Genomic DNA, 15,164 nt, shown 5'->3' with positions numbered 1-15,164 from the left:
CGCTTACACCGCCGCGATAATCTTAATCTCGACTTTATAACGCGGGTTCATCAGCTTCGCCTGTACCGTACAGCGAACTGGCGCATGCCCTGCGACGACCCAAGCATCCCAGGCCTGGTTCATGGCCGCAAAATCGTCGCCGTCGGTGAGAAAAATGGTGGCATCAAGTATACGCGACTTGTCGCTGCCCTGTTTTTCCAGCACCGCGTCAATCTGCGCCAGTGTGTCGGCGGTTTGCGCGCAGGCGTCGGCGTCAAGGTTTGATGGTACGCCGGTGTAGTACAGCGTGTGGTTGTGAATAACAACATCAGACCAGCGGGCTTCGGCATCGATACGCGTAATAGTCATGTTCATTTCCTCGTTGTTCCGGTTCATTAAGCTGCGGCAAGACTGCCACAATGTTTCTCCTGCGTCACTACCCGTGCTGGCGAAAACCACGCCACCCTGACATAATCACTGTCCAAATAACCAGGGGGTAATGTGATCGACGATTTTGCAGCAGACGGCCAGCTGGCCAGCGCGATTGCGGGATTTAAACCACGCGAACCGCAGCGCCAGATGGCTTTCGCCGTCGCCAGCGCGATTGAAGAAACCCGCCCGCTGGTGGTTGAGGCGGGCACCGGGACCGGCAAAACCTACGCTTATCTGGCGCCTGCGCTACGGGCCAACAAGAAAGTCATTATCTCCACCGGCTCGAAAGCATTGCAGGATCAGCTCTACAGCCGGGATTTGCCCACCGTCGCCAACGCGCTGAAGTTCACCGGCAAACTGGCCTTGCTGAAAGGGCGTTCCAACTACCTCTGCCTTGAGCGTCTTGAGCAACAGGCGCTTGCCGGAGGGGATCTGCCGGTACAAACCCTCAGCGATGTGATTCTGCTGCGCTCGTGGTCGAATCAAACCGTGGATGGCGATATCAGCACCTGCGTGAGCGTTGCCGAAGACTCGCTGGCCTGGCCGCTGGTGACCAGCACCAACGATAATTGCCTCGGTAGCGACTGCCCGCTATATAAAGAGTGCTTTGTGGTGAAAGCGCGTAAAAAGGCGATGGATGCCGACGTGGTGGTCGTTAACCACCATCTGTTTCTTGCCGATATGGTGGTGAAAGAGAGCGGCTTTGCCGAGCTTATTCCGGAGGCGGAAGTGATGATCTTCGATGAAGCGCATCAGTTGCCGGATATCGCCAGCCAGTACTTTGGCCAGTCGCTCTCCAGCCGCCAGTTGCTGGATCTGGCGAAAGATATCACTATTGCTTATCGCACCGAGTTAAAAGATACCCGGCAGTTGCAGAAATGCGCTGACCGTCTTGCCCAGAGCACGCAGGATTTTCGCCTGCAGCTCGGGGAGCCAGGCTATCGCGGCAATTTGCGCGATCTGCTGGCGGATAACAATATTCAGCGCGCGTTGCTGCTCCTCGATGATGCGCTGGAGCTGTGCTACGACGTGGCAAAGCTGTCGCTGGGGCGCTCAGCGTTGCTGGATGCCGCTTTCGAACGGGCAACGATTTACCGTGGCCGCCTCAAACGGCTGAAAGAGACCAACCAGCCGGGCTTTAGCTACTGGTATGAATGCACTTCCCGTCACTTCACCCTGGCGCTGACTCCGCTCACGGTGGCGGATAAATTTAAAGACGTTATGACGCAAAAGTCCGGGAGCTGGATCTTTACCTCGGCGACGCTGTCGGTAAACGACGATTTGCACCATTTCACCGATCGTCTGGGGATTAGCGAAGCGCAAACGCTGCTGCTGCCCAGCCCCTTTGACTATGCCCATCAGGCGCTGCTCTGCGTGCCGCGTAATTTACCTTTGCCGAACAAGCCCGGCGCAGCGCGGCATCTGGCGGCAATGCTTAAACCGCTGATTGAAGCCAATGACGGGCGCTGTTTTATGCTGTGTACCTCGCACGCCATGATGCGCGATCTGGCGGAACAGTTCCGCGCGACCATGACCCTGCCGGTGCTGTTACAAGGGGAAACCAGTAAGGGCCAGCTTTTGCAGCAGTTCGTGAGCGCCGGGAATGCGTTGCTGGTGGCGACCAGCAGCTTCTGGGAAGGGGTGGACGTGCGCGGCGATACCCTCTCGCTGGTGATTATCGACAAACTGCCGTTCACCTCGCCGGACGATCCGCTCCTCAAAGCGCGCATGGAAGATTGTCGTCTGCGCGGCGGCGATCCTTTCGATGAGGTCCAGCTACCGGATGCGGTGATTACGCTAAAACAGGGGGTGGGGCGCCTGATTCGCGACATTGACGATCGCGGGGTGCTGGTGATCTGCGATAACCGTCTGGTGATGCGCCCCTATGGCGCGGTGTTTCTCGCCAGCTTACCGCCCGCGCCGCGGACTCGCGATATCCGTCGGGCGATACGTTTTCTTGCGCTGCCGCCAGCGAGGTAATCTGGCGCAATATGTGGTAAGCTGCGCGCCATTTTGTGAATCTGCTATACCCAATGCATTTCGAGTGGCTTTGCGGCGGCAAGGGTGTGGTTCCCCGGAACATAGATAACGATGTGACGGGGATGAATGCACATAGCCCTGGCAAAATGTTGCTGGAAATACGAAGGGTATATAACGAGAGCGTGACGATCCATGCGAATTCTGGCTATCGATACCGCCACGGAAGCTTGCTCCGCGGCGCTGTGGAATGATGGCACCCTTAGTGCTCATTTTGAAATCTGTCCCCGTGAACATACGCAACGAATCCTGCCGCTGGTGCAGGATCTCCTCACTGAAAGCGGCATCCTACTGACCGGGCTTAATGCGCTGGCCTTTGGCCGCGGGCCGGGCAGTTTTACCGGCGTGCGTATCGGTATCGGTATCGCGCAGGGGCTGGCGCTGGGCGCTGAGTTGCCGATGATTGGCGTCTCTTCGCTGGCGACTATGGCCCAGGGGGCATGGCGCAAAACCGGCGCAACGCGCGTTCTGGCGGCGATTGACGCCAGAATGGGGGAAGTCTACTGGGCAGAATATCAGCGCGACGCGCAGGGCGTCTGGCACGGCGAAGCGAGTGAGTCGGTGCTCAAGCCTGAAGCGGTGAGCGAGCGGCTACAGCGGCTGGAAGGTGAGTGGGCGACAGTCGGAACTGGCTGGCAGGCGTGGCCGGAGATGGCTAAGGGCTCCGGTTTGACGCTGGTTGACGGGGAGATTCAGCTTCCTGAAGCTCAGGATATGCTGCCGCTGGCTTGTTACCTGTTTACGGCGGGTAAAACCGTGGCGGTTGAACACGCGGAACCAGTTTATTTGCGTAATGAAGTGGCCTGGAAGAAACTTCCAGGCCGCGAATGAATCTCAGTAACACCAGGCCTGAGAAGAAGGAGTTGCATCATGGCGGATCAAAAAACCGCAGTGCGTTGGTTAGTGGCGGCAGTGGTTGTCGCCGCGCTGAGTGGGTGCGCTTCGGTACCGGATGCCATTAAAGGCACCAGCCCGACGCCACAGCAGGATTTAATTCGGGTGATGAACGCGCCGCAGCTGTATGTTGGCCAGGAAGCGCGTTTTGGCGGTAAAGTTGTCAGCGTGCAGAATCAGCAGGGTAAAACCCGTTTAGAGATCGCGACTGTCAAGCTGGACAACGCTGCGCGTCCGGAACTGGGGGAACCTTCGCGCGGGCGCATTTTTGCCGATGTGAACGGGTTTCTCGATCCGGTAGATTTTCGTGGTCAACTGGTGACCGTCGTTGGCCCGATCACCGGTGTCGTGAATGGCAAAGTGGGCAGTACGCCATATAAATTCATGCTGATGAATGCGACCGGCTATAAGCGCTGGAACGTCGTGCAGCAGGTGGTGATGCCGCCGCAGCCATTTGACCCGTGGCTGTTCGGCCCACGACCCTGGGGTTACGGATACGGTGGTTGGGGCTGGGGCTGGTATAATCCGGGCCCGGCAGAAGTGAGAAACGTTGTAACTGAATGATTTTGTAGTTTTTATAAGTTAAAAGAAACAGCGGCTGGTCCGCTGTTTCTTCGTTTTCAGTCAAATAAGAAAAATAAATAGTGACGCGCTTCGCAACCTGTAAAACGGCTGATTAATAAACTGGTACGCTGAGTTAATATAATGTTAACAGAATGTTTTCAATCAGGGGCTGTGATGACGACGAATAGCTATTTCAGAGGTGATGCAGTGAAAAAGGTTTGGCTAAACCGTTATCCCGCAGATGTTCCCGCGGAGATAAACCCTGACCGCTATCAATCCCTGGTTGAACTGTTTGAACAATCCGTAACCCGTTATGCTGACCAACCGGCATTTATCAATATGGGTGAGGTGATGACCTACCGGAAGCTGGAGGAGCGCAGCCGGGCGTTCGCCGCTTATCTTCAGGAGGGATTAGGTTTACAAAAAGGCGACCGTGTTGCCCTGATGATGCCTAACTTATTGCAATATCCGGTGGCGCTGTTTGGTATCCTGCGCGCAGGGATGATCGTGGTAAACGTTAACCCGCTATACACGCCGCGTGAACTGGAGCACCAGCTTAATGACAGCGGGGCGGCGGCCATTGTGATTGTCTCTAACTTTGCACACACCCTGGAGAAGGTGGTCGATAAAACCCAGGTGAAGCACGTAATTTTAACGCGTATGGGCGATCAGCTCTCTACGGCAAAAGGGACGCTGGTGAACTTTGTGGTGAAGTACATTAAGCGGCTGGTGCCCAAATACCATCTGCCGGACGCGATCTCATTTCGTCGTGCGTTGCAGCACGGCTACCGAATGCAGTACATCAAACCGGAAATTGTTTCACAGGATCTCGCTTTCCTCCAGTATACCGGCGGGACAACCGGCGTGGCGAAAGGGGCAATGCTGACTCACCGCAATATGCTGGCGAACCTTGAGCAGGTGAATGCCACCTACGGGCCGCTGCTGCATCGCGGGAAAGAGCTGGTGGTCACCGCGTTGCCGCTGTATCACATCTTTGCGCTGACCATGAACTGTCTGCTGTTTATTGAACGGGGTGGGCAGAATCTGCTGATTACTAATCCGCGCGATATTCCAGGTATGGTCAAAGAGCTGGCGAAATACCCCTTCACCGCCATGACCGGGGTAAATACCCTGTTTAACGCTCTGCTTAATAACAAAGCGTTTCAGGAACTCGACTTCTCCTCTCTGCATCTTTCCGCCGGTGGCGGGATGCCGGTACAGCAGGTGGTTGCTGAGCGCTGGGTGAAGCTGACCGGGCAATATCTTCTGGAAGGCTATGGCCTGACGGAGTGCGCGCCGCTGGTGAGCGTTAACCCGCACGATATTGATTATCACAGCGGCAGTATTGGTCTGCCGGTGCCCTCCACTGAAGCGAAACTGGTGGATGACGACGATAATGACGTGCCGCCGGGCGAGCCGGGCGAGCTGTGTGTGAAAGGGCCGCAGGTGATGTTGGGCTACTGGCAACGCCCGGATGAGACGGCTGAAATCATTAAGGATGGCTGGCTGCATACCGGCGATATCGCGATAATGGATGAAGAGGGGTTTCTGCGCATCGTCGATCGTAAGAAAGATATGATCCTCGTATCCGGGTTCAACGTCTATCCTAATGAAATTGAAGATGTGGTCATGCAACACCCCGGCGTGCAGGAAGTCGCTGCGGTGGGCGTGCCGTCAGGTAGCAGCGGTGAAACCGTCAAAATTTTCGTGGTTAAGAAAGCCCCGGCGCTGACGGAAGAGATGCTTATTACCTTTTGCCGTCGTCAGTTGACCGGCTACAAGGTTCCGAAGCTGGTCGAGTTTCGCGATGAACTGCCAAAATCCAATGTCGGTAAAATTTTACGGCGAGAACTGCGTGACGAAGCCCGCGCTAAAGTAGACAATAAAGCCTGAGCTAAGAGTGAATCGCCAGACGCCGGCTAAGCCGGCGTTTTTTATGGGCGCAAGTTAAGAGAGTACGATTTGAACTATCAGATGATCACCACCGATGATGGCCTTCGCGCCATCTGTGAAGCGGCAAGCGCGGTTTCGGCCATTGCGCTGGATACGGAATTTGTCCGTACTCGTACCTATTATCCCCAACTCGGTCTGCTTCAGCTGTTTGATGGCGAACAGGTTTCCTTGATTGACCCACTGGTCATTACAGACTGGGCGCCGATGCGTGAACTGCTGCTGAATAAAAACGTGACTAAATATCTGCATGCCGGCAGTGAAGATCTGGAAGTGTTTCTTAATGCTTTTCATTTGATGCCGCAACCGCTAATCGACACGCAAATTCTGGCCGCGTTTTGCGGACGTCCGATGTCATGGGGATTTGCATCGATGGTCGAAGAGTATAGCGGCGTGGCGCTGGACAAAAGCGAATCACGGACCGACTGGCTGGCCCGTCCGTTAACGGAACGCCAGTGCATTTATGCTGCTGCGGATGTCTGGTACCTGCTACCTATCGCCAACAAGTTAATGGCTGAAACTGAAGGCGCCGGCTGGCTATCCGCCGCGTTGGATGAATGCCAGTTAATGCAGCAGCGTCGTCAGGAGGTTCAGGATCCGGCGCAGGCGTGGCGCGATATCGGCAATGCCTGGCAACTGCGCACTCGCCAGTTGGGGTGTCTGCAACTGCTGGCCGACTGGCGTTTACGTAAAGCGCGCGAGCGTGACCTGGCGGTCAACTTTGTCATTCGAGAGGAACATCTGTGGAACGTCGCGCGCTATATGCCTGGCAGCCTGGGGGAGCTTGATAGCCTGGGGTTATCGGGCAGCGAAATTCGCTTCCACGGTAAGACGTTGATAAGCCTCGTCGAAAAAGCGCAGGCGCAGCCGGAAGAGGCGTTGCCAGAGCCGCTACAGAACCTGGTTGATATGCCGGGGTATCGCAAGGTGTTTAAAGCGATTAAAGCGCTGGTACAGACGGTGAGCGTGGAGAAGGGCATAAGTGCGGAACTGCTGGCATCGAGAAGGCAGATTAATCAGTTGTTGAACGGGCACTGGGGGTTAAAAAACGGCAACGGGGAGCCAGAACTGATTTCCGGCTGGCGTGGTGAATTGATGGCCGATCGCCTGAAGGCGCTATTAAGCGAGTATCCGCGTTCAGAGATTTAACGCGGGTGAGCGCACAGGGAGGGAAATAACCGGCATCGCATAGCGTTGCCGGTTTTTTACCACCTCGCAGGGTCAGGATTTCGACTCTTCGGTTTCCGGCAGGGTGACGTTCAACTCCAGAATCGAGATATCGCCGTCTTTCTGCTCCAACTGTACGCTGACCATTTCCGGGTCGATCTGCACATACTTACAAATCACTTCCAGAATGTCTTTGCGCAACTGCGGCAGATAATGCGGTTCCGCATCGCTGCGACGACGTTCCGCGACAATGATTTGCAGGCGTTCTTTCGCAATGTTGGCCGTGTTCTTTTTCCGCGAGAGAAAAAAGTCGAGTAATGCCATAATTTATCCTCCGAACAGGCGTTTGAGGAAACCTTTCTTCTCTTCTTCTACGAAGCGGAAAGGACGTTCTTCTCCGAGCAGACGTTCAACGGTATCGGCGTAGGCTTTACCCGCGTCCGAAGTCTCATCCAGAATCACCGGTTCACCCTGGTTGGATGCGCGCAATACGGACTGATCTTCAGGAATGACGCCCACCAGGTTGATGCGCAGAATTTCCAGCACGTCCTCCATGCTGAGCATATCGCCCTTGTTCACTCGACCCGGATTATAGCGGGTCAGCAGCAGATGCTCTTTGATCGGATCTTCACCTTTTTCCGCCCGGCGGGATTTCGATGCAAGAATGCCAAGGATACGGTCGGAGTCGCGGACGGAGGAGACTTCCGGGTTGGTGGTGATAACGGCTTCATCCGCGAAATACAGCGCCATCAGCGCGCCGGTTTCGATACCAGCCGGAGAGTCGCAGATGATAAAATCAAAACCCATCTTTTTCAGTTCTTCGAGAACCTTGTCTACGCCTTCGCGGGTCAGAGCCTCTTTATCACGGGTCTGCGAGGCTGGAAGGATATAGAGGTTCTCCGTACGCTTGTCTTTGATAAGCGCCTGATTTAAGGTGGCGTCTCCCTGGATGACGTTGACGAAGTCATAAACGACGCGACGCTCACAGCCCATGATCAGGTCAAGGTTACGCAGACCGATATCGAAGTCGATGACGACCGTTTTTTTTCCCTTCTGGGCCAAACCAGTAGCGATGGCCGCGCTGGAGGTGGTCTTGCCAACGCCTCCTTTACCCGAAGTCACAACAATAATGCGTGCCATAGAAATTCCTTGTTAAAAGGGATTAATTCAACGATTGAATTGTCAAAGCGCTATCGCCTAAACGCAGGCGCGCCGCTTTGCCATAAAATTCGGCCGGAATGTTATCACTCAGCCAGTATTCCCCCGCGATGGACACCAGTTCCGCCGAGAGGTGGGTACAAAATATCTGGACGTCTCTGTCGCCGCCCGCGCCAGCAAGCGCGCGTCCCCGCATCATGCCATATACATGGATATTACCATCAGCGATAAGTTCCGCGCCGGCACTCACATGGTTTGTCACAATGAGATCACAGTGTGGTGCATAAATACGCTGTCCGGAACGTACCGGCTGATCTATCAAACGCGTTTTTGTGATCTGATTAACAACTGGCGGCGGCGCTGGCGGTTCAGCAACCGCCTGACGGGGAATATGTTCTTTCCCTTCAGTTAATAAAGGAATGCCCGCACGGTCAATGTCTGCTTTCAGGCGAGGGAGCTTACATCCGCTTACGCCCATGATACGCAAACCCGTGCTCGCAATAGCTTCATGCAGCGCGCGCCAGTCGACGGCCTCTTCAATGCCGCTAATATTCACAACCACCGGAGCATGACGTAAAAAGGCGGGGGCCTGGGCGATTTTTTCTTCTAACGCCTGACGAATAACCTCGGGACTTGCATCGTGCAAATGAACAACGGATAAGGTGAAGCTACTTCCCTTAAGTTCGATTGGCGTATTTGACATCCTGGCCTTACTCAATTTGCTGTTTATCAACCGGCGAAGTGCGGTGATATTCCGAAGACTAAAAGGCATGTTATAGTCACTCATATATTGAGGCAAGTGACCATAGGTCTAATTCCGAGTAAAACTATGTTTTGTGTGATCTATCGAAGTACTAAACGTGAGCAAACCTATTTATATGTCGAAAAAAAGGACGATTTTTCCCGCGTTCCCGACGAATTAATGCGTAGCTTCGGTATGCCTAAACTGGCAATGATTCTGCCGCTCGATGGACGGAAAAAACTGATTCAAGCCGATTTAGAGAACGTGAAGCAGGCGCTGACCGATCAGGGCTATTACCTGCAACTTCCTCCTCCACCTGAAAATTTACTCAAGAAACACCTGGCGGAACAGGGGAATAAATCTGATTAACCCACTGAGGGCAAATAAATAATGTACCAACATCATAACTGGCAGGGCGCGTTACTGGATTATCCGGTAAGCAAAGTGGTTTGCGTAGGTAGCAACTATGCTAAACATATCAAAGAGATGGGCAGTGCGACGCCGGAAGAGCCGGTGCTGTTTATTAAACCTGAGACGGCGCTGTGCGACATTCGCCAGCCGTTAGTGCTTCCAGAAGGTCTGGGGTCGGTGCATCATGAAGTCGAGCTGGCGGTGCTGATTGGCGGCACCTTACGGCAGGCGACGGAAGAGCACGTGTTGAAGGCTATCGCAGGCTATGGCGTGGCCCTTGATTTGACCCTTCGCGATTTGCAGGGAAAAATGAAAAAGGCTGGTCAGCCCTGGGAAAAAGCGAAAGGCTTTGATAACGCCTGTCCAATTTCCGGGTTTATTCCGGTGGCGGAATTTCATGGCGATGTGCAGAATACGCCGCTGAGCCTGAAGGTAAATGGTGAAGTGCGTCAGCACGGCACAACGGCTGATATGATCCACAAAATCGCGCCGTTGATTGCGTATATGTCGCGTTTCTTCACGCTGAAAGCCGGTGACGTGGTGCTGACTGGCACGCCGGAAGGTGTTGGCCCGCTGAACGGCGGCGACGAACTGGAGATTGGTTTTAATGGATTATCGTTGACCACTCGTGTGTTGTAACGTCCGTTTGCCGCCTTTTCAGGGCGGCAAAACTTGCAACGGCGTGCCAGAGTGGTTATAAGGTGCACCCTGAATTGCAATGACGGACATCCTAATGAGCGACCAACCTTTCTGGCAACAAAAAACACTGGATGAAATGAGCGATGCGGAGTGGGAATCACTCTGCGATGGCTGTGGACAGTGCTGCCTGCATAAGCTGATGGATGAGGATACCGACGAGATTTATTTCACTAACGTCGCTTGCCGTCAGCTCAATATTAAAACCTGCCAGTGTCGTAACTATGCGCGCCGTTTCGAATATGAGCCGGATTGCATTAAGTTAACGCGCGACAATTTGCCAACGTTTGAATGGCTGCCGATGACCTGCGCGTATCGTCTGCTGGCGGAAGGAAAGCCGTTACCCTCCTGGCATCCGCTATTGACGGGTTCGAAGGCCGCTATGCACGGTGAGCGGATTTCCGTTCGCCATATCGCGGTAAAAGAGTCCAGCGTGGTTGACTGGCAGGATCATATCCTCAATAAGCCGGATTGGGCCAGTTGATGTCATGATTTATACGCTATTTTTCCTGCACAGAAATGGTGTGGGGTAGCCTATTGGTTTTATCCTCAAACAATGATCATCCCGCTGGTTTAGCCGCGTCGAGGGCGCCGGGTGTATGAACGGACGAAGATGGATTATGACACCTGCAGTCGGTTATGGCGCATTTACTATGGCCGCACTGGATGTCGCGGCGCCATCTGACTGGATGTTTGCTGCAGAATTCCAGTCCTTGCCCATAAGCGTGCTGTCGGATTCACTGGACGAAGAGTGGGTTACATCGTCATCGTTTGGTAGCGTCGAGCCTTCAATATCTTCTTTCGTACCCGCCAGATCTGGCATAGTGCTTGACCATTTTCCGTCGCTTGAGTAAGTATCGAACCCGTTGACCCCATTTGGAATACTGCTGGATGTCGTTCCATCATCATGAAAGCACAACTGCCCGCCTATATTATTAGATTCGCAATATGACGCTGCCGAGGAGAACGATACAGAGGACAGCGTAGCCAACAACAAAACAAATTTAACTTTACCCATCGCTGTCACCCTCAGTTGACTGTACAGGATAACTATCATGCACGGGCTGTTGTAAATGTGTTTGAATTTGTAATTCAACATGTCGGAGGGGGCCACTGTCACTAACGGATCGAAAATGGGCTTTCGCATTTTCAGACGGTTAACATGCTCCTTGACAACACGATTACGCAGTTGCAGGTGATGGCTTCACACATCAGACTCATAAAACGGAAGGCATAATTTTCTTCCGCCTGATTCGCGGAAGGCCCGCTTTTTATCCGTTGTTGACAGCAATACATGTTATCAACGGCTGCCTGTTTGATGATGAGGAAAAAAAACCGCCAGGAATATGGCGGCGTCAAATCTGACAAGAGATATGCAACACATCATCATTCCGTGGTTAACCACGATCCTCAAGGGTGTGAGGTATGTAAATCATAATCCAACAATCCGGTAACAAAATGGATAATTTATGGAATCGTCAGCTTCCCGGCTGGTAGCCGTGGCAAGAACGACTGAGCGAGCAATCGCTAACGACAGATAACATGGTTGAGGTCGGGACAGGTGACGGGTGTCGATAGCGCGCGCAAAGTGGAGTACGGGATATTGGCATTCCGGCCAGATTTGCAAGGGCGGCCGGTGGTCGTCCTGTCAAACAATGGTGGTCGCGTGGTCTGCTGATGCTATGGGATTGAAAGGCAATGGCCCTTATGGCCTTAAGTGTATTTGCTCAAACCTTATCGCAAGAGAATTCCTCAAGTGAGAAATTGGAATTTCGTGCTTTCTGCTTTCACGTTTCCACTCAAACCAACCATCGGCAAAGCAAATAGCCCGGCCGTGCTGCCAGAGAGGGATAAACATCCTGCTTGTCGCTGCGGTTTCCAGGCGAGCATTAATGAGTGGAGGCTTATCCCACTACGTCAGCGCATATCCTCAGTGAACCGAATCGAGGTGAAGTTGCTTATCACGTTCGCTCAGCAACAAAACTTTGGTACCGGGTGAGACGTTATACCGGCCAATGGGGTCAGGATCATAAGCAATATCGCACTCGCCCTCTTCAGCCAGATAAGCCAGGTATGCGTTGCGTGCCTGTGACTGGGCAAAATGTGCGCACATGATCACCTCCAGTCTTCAAACTGAAACGACAGGATATGGGAAAGGCGGTGGGCATGGATGGAAAATAAAAGCACCACAGATATCGCGCACTAAAACAGAGAATGTGAAATCGGCCGCAGTAAGGCGCGAATTACTCTTTCTTCCCGTGGAACAGCCCGCTTTCGCCATCGGCATCGTCTGCGACCCAAAAGTTAATATTGAACTGCGCATCGTCGCTTAGCTCGATACGGTGCCAGTACTGCGGTGGACTGGTGGCAAACTGACCGGCGTTTATCACCACTTTCACTTCCGGTTCAGTCGCCTGTTCATCAGCAAAACCGTAGTAGATGACAGTGCCTTCCATCACACAAAGCTGGCCAAAAACACCGGCGGCGGTGTTGTGGTGAGTCAACAGGGCAGCGGGAACATTCCGTTTGGTGAAAAACGGCGTGGAACGTTTTATTTTCCAGTCAGCGGGAATTCGCAGATGAGACATCATGTGCTCCTGAGTGAAGATAAATAAGTTGTATTTAACATGCAACTTTTAGGGGCCGACGTCAACACGCAAAAAAACGCTCCCGAAGGAGCGCTTTACCCGCAATCACTCTTAGCGTCCAAAAAGATCGCGTCTTTTCGGTTTAAACGGCTGAGCAATAAGCACCAGCACGCCAACAATCAGATAGGCGGCGAAAATCCCGACCAGCCATTGCGGCATCTCCAGGGTCAGGAACTCCCATTGGCGTACGGCGCAGTCACCGGTTGCAACGAAAATCTGAGGCAGCCATTTATCCAGCGGTAACCATCCGGGAAAGCGTGCGGCAAAATCGCAGGTCTGGAAAGGGGAAGGGTGGAGCTGAATCATGGTGTGCTCCCACGACAACTGCAGCCCACGGAAGGCGCTGTAAAGCCAGATAACGATTGCTACATAGCGCAGCGGGGATTTCGGGGCGATCGCGCCGACAATACCGGCTCCCATCACGCCGAAAAGCGCGCAGCGTTCGTAAATGCACAGCACGCATGGCTGCAGCAACATCACGTGCTGGAACCACAATGCAACCAATTCAAGAATAAACGCGGTTAGCGCCATCAGGAGCCAGGCACCGCGTCCCCTTGAGCACTGGTTTAGATATCGCAACATAATCATTTCCCTGGAACATGCTAAATCATGGCAGTGTAAACGAAAACCGCACCGACGCCATCAACTCGTCTGAAAATATTCCGTAAACAAATCCTGCGTACCCGGTGAGTGCGCCGGGTACGCGCCGCGCTATTTTTATAACTGGGGCGTAACCAGCCAGCCGTGGTCGAGCATCCACTGCGTGGCCGGCATTAAGGTAAACTCGACGCACGCCAGACCAACCAGCGTCAGGACAAGGGTGTACGGCAGCGCCATCCATACCATCCGGCCGTATGAGAGACGTATCAATGGTGCCAGGGCGGATGTGAGCAGGAACAAGAACGCCGCCTGGCCGTTCGGTGTCGCCACCGATGGCAGGTTGGTGCCGGTGTTGATCGCCACCGCCAGCATCTCAAACTGCGGTAGGCCAATGGTGCCCTGTGCCAGAGCCGCCTTCACCTCATTGATGTAGACCGTGCCGACAAAAACGTTGTCGGAAATCGATGACAGCAGGCCGTTAAACAGATAAAACAGCGAAAGCTGAGCATGCGGCGACGCTTGCAGGACAAATTCAATCACCGGGGCGAACAGATGTTGATCGATAATCACCGCGACCACGGCAAAAAAGACGGTAAGCAGAGCGGTAAATGGCAGAGCTTCGGTAAACGCTTTGCCGATCGCATGTTCATCCGTGATCCCGGAGAAAGTGGTGGCCAGAATAATCACCGACAGGCCAATCAGACCGACTTCCGCAAGGTGCAGCGCCAGCGCGACGATCAGCCAGACGCCGATAATGCCCTGCGCGATAAGCCGCAGGCGATCCTGGCGGCTACGGCTATGACGGCTACGATCGTCAAAATCCTGCAGCACTTTGCGCACGGTTGGCGGCAGCGGTTCGCCATAGCCAAAAAGGTGGAATTTTTCCAGCAGCAGACAGGTTGCCAGGCCGCAGGCCAGCACAGGCAGCGTGACGGGTAACATGCGTAAGAAAAATTCACTAAAGTGCCAGCCAGCGGCTTTAGCGATAATCAGGTTTTGCGGCTCACCGACCATCGTCATCACGCCGCCGAGCGCCGTACCGACTCCCGCATGCATCATCAGGCTGCGTAAGAAACCGCGAAACTGTTCCAGCACATCGCGGTAGTGCTGTTCGATGTGGTTATCATCAAGGAGATCGTGATCATCCGGGCGCGCTGAAGCAACCTGGTGATAGATACCATAAAAACCGACGGCGACGCTAATGACCACCGCCACGACGGTCAGCGCGTCCAGAAAGGCGGAGAGGAAGGCGGACGCAATACAGAATGCCAACGACAGCAACATTTTACTGCGTATACCCAACAGCAGGCGGGTGAAGATGAACAACAGCAGCTGTTTCATGAAGTAAATCCCCGCCACCATGAACATCAGCAGCAACAGGACTTCCAGGTTAGCGGCAACTTCTTCCCGGATATGGCCGGGGGTTGTCATACCAATAAAGACAGCTTCAATCGCCAGCAGTCCCCCCGGCAGCAGCGGATAACACTTAAGCGCCATTGCCAGGGTAAAGATGAATTCAACCACCAGCAGCCATCCGGCGATAAACGGGTTGAGGTGAAAGACTAAGGGATTAATAATTAAGAAAATAATAAGCGCGAGCTTATACCAGTCCGGAGACTGGCCCAGAAAATTGCGCCAAAGGGCGCGGCCATAAGACATTTCCATGACAGCCATTCTTTCTCCGTCAAAAATTCAACACACTTTTATACGTGACTATGCGCAAGATTGCCAGTTGGGTAAAAAACTTGTAATCCGCTTTATATCACCTTCTTCAACAAGAAAAAGCGTGAAATGAAAAGTCTAAAATGAAACAGCGATCCCTTTTTAATTGCTCTCTGGCGCTATCTGCCTCAAGGGTGCTCTGGTATGATGAGTAAAATTGCAAC

At 53.5% G+C, this 15,164-nt stretch carries 16 protein-coding genes and 1 pseudogene; 8 read left to right on the top strand and 9 right to left on the bottom strand.

Translation table 11 applies throughout. The features are described from left to right. Positions 1 to 3 precede the first annotated feature (3 nt). Positions 4 to 348, bottom strand: a complete 345-nt coding sequence (locus ABK821_RS11310) for a RidA family protein (protein ID WP_343178686.1) — start codon at positions 346 to 348, stop codon at positions 4 to 6. Positions 349 to 480: 132 nt separating this feature from the next. On the opposite strand from ABK821_RS11310, the gene ABK821_RS11305 reads away from it, so the two are divergent. From ABK821_RS11305 to rnd, 5 genes are all read left to right on the top strand, one after another. After that, positions 481 to 2,391, top strand: a complete 1,911-nt coding sequence (locus ABK821_RS11305) for an ATP-dependent DNA helicase (RefSeq protein WP_138360239.1) — start codon at positions 481 to 483, stop codon at positions 2,389 to 2,391. Between the two features lie 192 nt (positions 2,392 to 2,583). Next, positions 2,584 to 3,279, top strand: a complete 696-nt coding sequence (gene tsaB, locus ABK821_RS11300) for a tRNA (adenosine(37)-N6)-threonylcarbamoyltransferase complex dimerization subunit type 1 TsaB (RefSeq protein ID WP_138360240.1) — start codon at positions 2,584 to 2,586, stop codon at positions 3,277 to 3,279. Between the two features lie 39 nt (positions 3,280 to 3,318). Next, a complete protein-coding gene (locus ABK821_RS11295; RefSeq protein ID WP_395033941.1) occupies positions 3,319 to 3,906 on the top strand; it encodes a Slp family lipoprotein in 588 nt (195 codons plus the stop codon). A 207-nt stretch (positions 3,907 to 4,113) separates the two neighbouring features. Next, the gene (gene fadD / locus ABK821_RS11290; protein ID WP_138360242.1) at positions 4,114 to 5,799 is read left to right on the top strand and encodes a long-chain-fatty-acid--CoA ligase FadD; all 1,686 of its coding nucleotides are present in this window, start codon (positions 4,114 to 4,116) and stop codon (positions 5,797 to 5,799) included. An 81-nt stretch (positions 5,800 to 5,880) separates the two neighbouring features. Beyond that, positions 5,881 to 7,005 (top strand): ribonuclease D, encoded by a 1,125-nt coding sequence (gene rnd / locus ABK821_RS11285; RefSeq protein WP_343178690.1) that lies wholly within the window; start codon positions 5,881 to 5,883, stop codon positions 7,003 to 7,005. Positions 7,006 to 7,077: 72 nt separating this feature from the next. Here rnd and minE read toward each other — a convergent pair whose 3' ends face one another. From minE to minC, 3 genes are read right to left on the bottom strand one after another with little or no spacing between them, the layout of a single operon-like run. Next, positions 7,078 to 7,347 carry a cell division topological specificity factor MinE gene (gene minE / locus ABK821_RS11280; RefSeq protein WP_138360244.1) on the bottom strand — a complete coding sequence of 90 codons (270 nt, stop codon included), beginning with the start codon at positions 7,345 to 7,347 and terminating at the stop codon, positions 7,078 to 7,080. Between the two features lie 3 nt (positions 7,348 to 7,350). Next, positions 7,351 to 8,163, bottom strand: a complete 813-nt coding sequence (minD, locus tag ABK821_RS11275) for a septum site-determining protein MinD (RefSeq protein WP_138360245.1) — start codon at positions 8,161 to 8,163, stop codon at positions 7,351 to 7,353. Between the two features lie 22 nt (positions 8,164 to 8,185). Then, positions 8,186 to 8,884: a septum site-determining protein MinC gene (minC, locus tag ABK821_RS11270; protein ID WP_138360387.1), complete on the bottom strand. Its 699-nt coding sequence runs from the start codon at positions 8,882 to 8,884 to the stop codon at positions 8,186 to 8,188. Between the two features lie 126 nt (positions 8,885 to 9,010). Here minC and ABK821_RS11265 point away from each other — a divergent pair, with 126 nt between their 5' ends. The 3 genes from ABK821_RS11265 to ABK821_RS11255 all read left to right on the top strand — a co-directional run bounded on the left by ABK821_RS11265 (position 9,011) and on the right by ABK821_RS11255 (position 10,514). Then, positions 9,011 to 9,292: a YcgL domain-containing protein gene (locus ABK821_RS11265; protein ID WP_138360388.1), complete on the top strand. Its 282-nt coding sequence runs from the start codon at positions 9,011 to 9,013 to the stop codon at positions 9,290 to 9,292. A gap of 21 nt (positions 9,293 to 9,313) precedes the next feature. Further along, a complete protein-coding gene (locus ABK821_RS11260) occupies positions 9,314 to 9,973 on the top strand; it encodes a fumarylacetoacetate hydrolase family protein (protein ID WP_138360246.1) in 660 nt (219 codons plus the stop codon). 94 nt (positions 9,974 to 10,067) lie between these two features. Then, positions 10,068 to 10,514 (top strand): YcgN family cysteine cluster protein, encoded by a 447-nt coding sequence (locus ABK821_RS11255; RefSeq protein WP_138360247.1) that lies wholly within the window; start codon positions 10,068 to 10,070, stop codon positions 10,512 to 10,514. 153 nt (positions 10,515 to 10,667) lie between these two features. On the opposite strand, the gene ABK821_RS11250 is transcribed toward ABK821_RS11255, so the two are convergent. From ABK821_RS11250 to nhaB, 5 genes and pseudogenes are all read right to left on the bottom strand, one after another. After that, complete coding sequence (locus ABK821_RS11250) at positions 10,668 to 11,048, bottom strand: RND transporter (RefSeq protein WP_138360248.1); 381 nt, start codon at positions 11,046 to 11,048, stop codon at positions 10,668 to 10,670. 753 nt (positions 11,049 to 11,801) lie between these two features. Then, positions 11,802 to 12,143 (bottom strand): annotated as a pseudogene (locus ABK821_RS11245) (SOS response-associated peptidase family protein); the annotation flags it as partial. Positions 12,144 to 12,273: 130 nt separating this feature from the next. After that, on the bottom strand, positions 12,274 to 12,618 hold the full coding sequence (locus ABK821_RS11240; RefSeq protein ID WP_142501468.1) for a DUF1971 domain-containing protein: 345 nt from the start codon (positions 12,616 to 12,618) through the stop codon (positions 12,274 to 12,276). 111 nt (positions 12,619 to 12,729) lie between these two features. Next, positions 12,730 to 13,260: a disulfide bond formation protein DsbB gene (dsbB, locus tag ABK821_RS11235; RefSeq protein WP_138360251.1), complete on the bottom strand. Its 531-nt coding sequence runs from the start codon at positions 13,258 to 13,260 to the stop codon at positions 12,730 to 12,732. A gap of 135 nt (positions 13,261 to 13,395) precedes the next feature. Beyond that, positions 13,396 to 14,943 carry a sodium/proton antiporter NhaB gene (gene nhaB / locus ABK821_RS11230; protein ID WP_138360390.1) on the bottom strand — a complete coding sequence of 516 codons (1,548 nt, stop codon included), beginning with the start codon at positions 14,941 to 14,943 and terminating at the stop codon, positions 13,396 to 13,398. Between the last annotated feature and the right edge of the window lie 221 nt (positions 14,944 to 15,164).

It is taken from the genome of Klebsiella sp. KE9456 (assembly GCF_043832615.1).
In the GTDB taxonomy this organism is placed as follows: Bacteria; Pseudomonadota; Gammaproteobacteria; order Enterobacterales; family Enterobacteriaceae; genus Klebsiella; species Klebsiella indica.
Note: the sequence above shows the minus strand (reverse complement) of the source record. Positions and strands in the feature narration are given on the sequence as shown.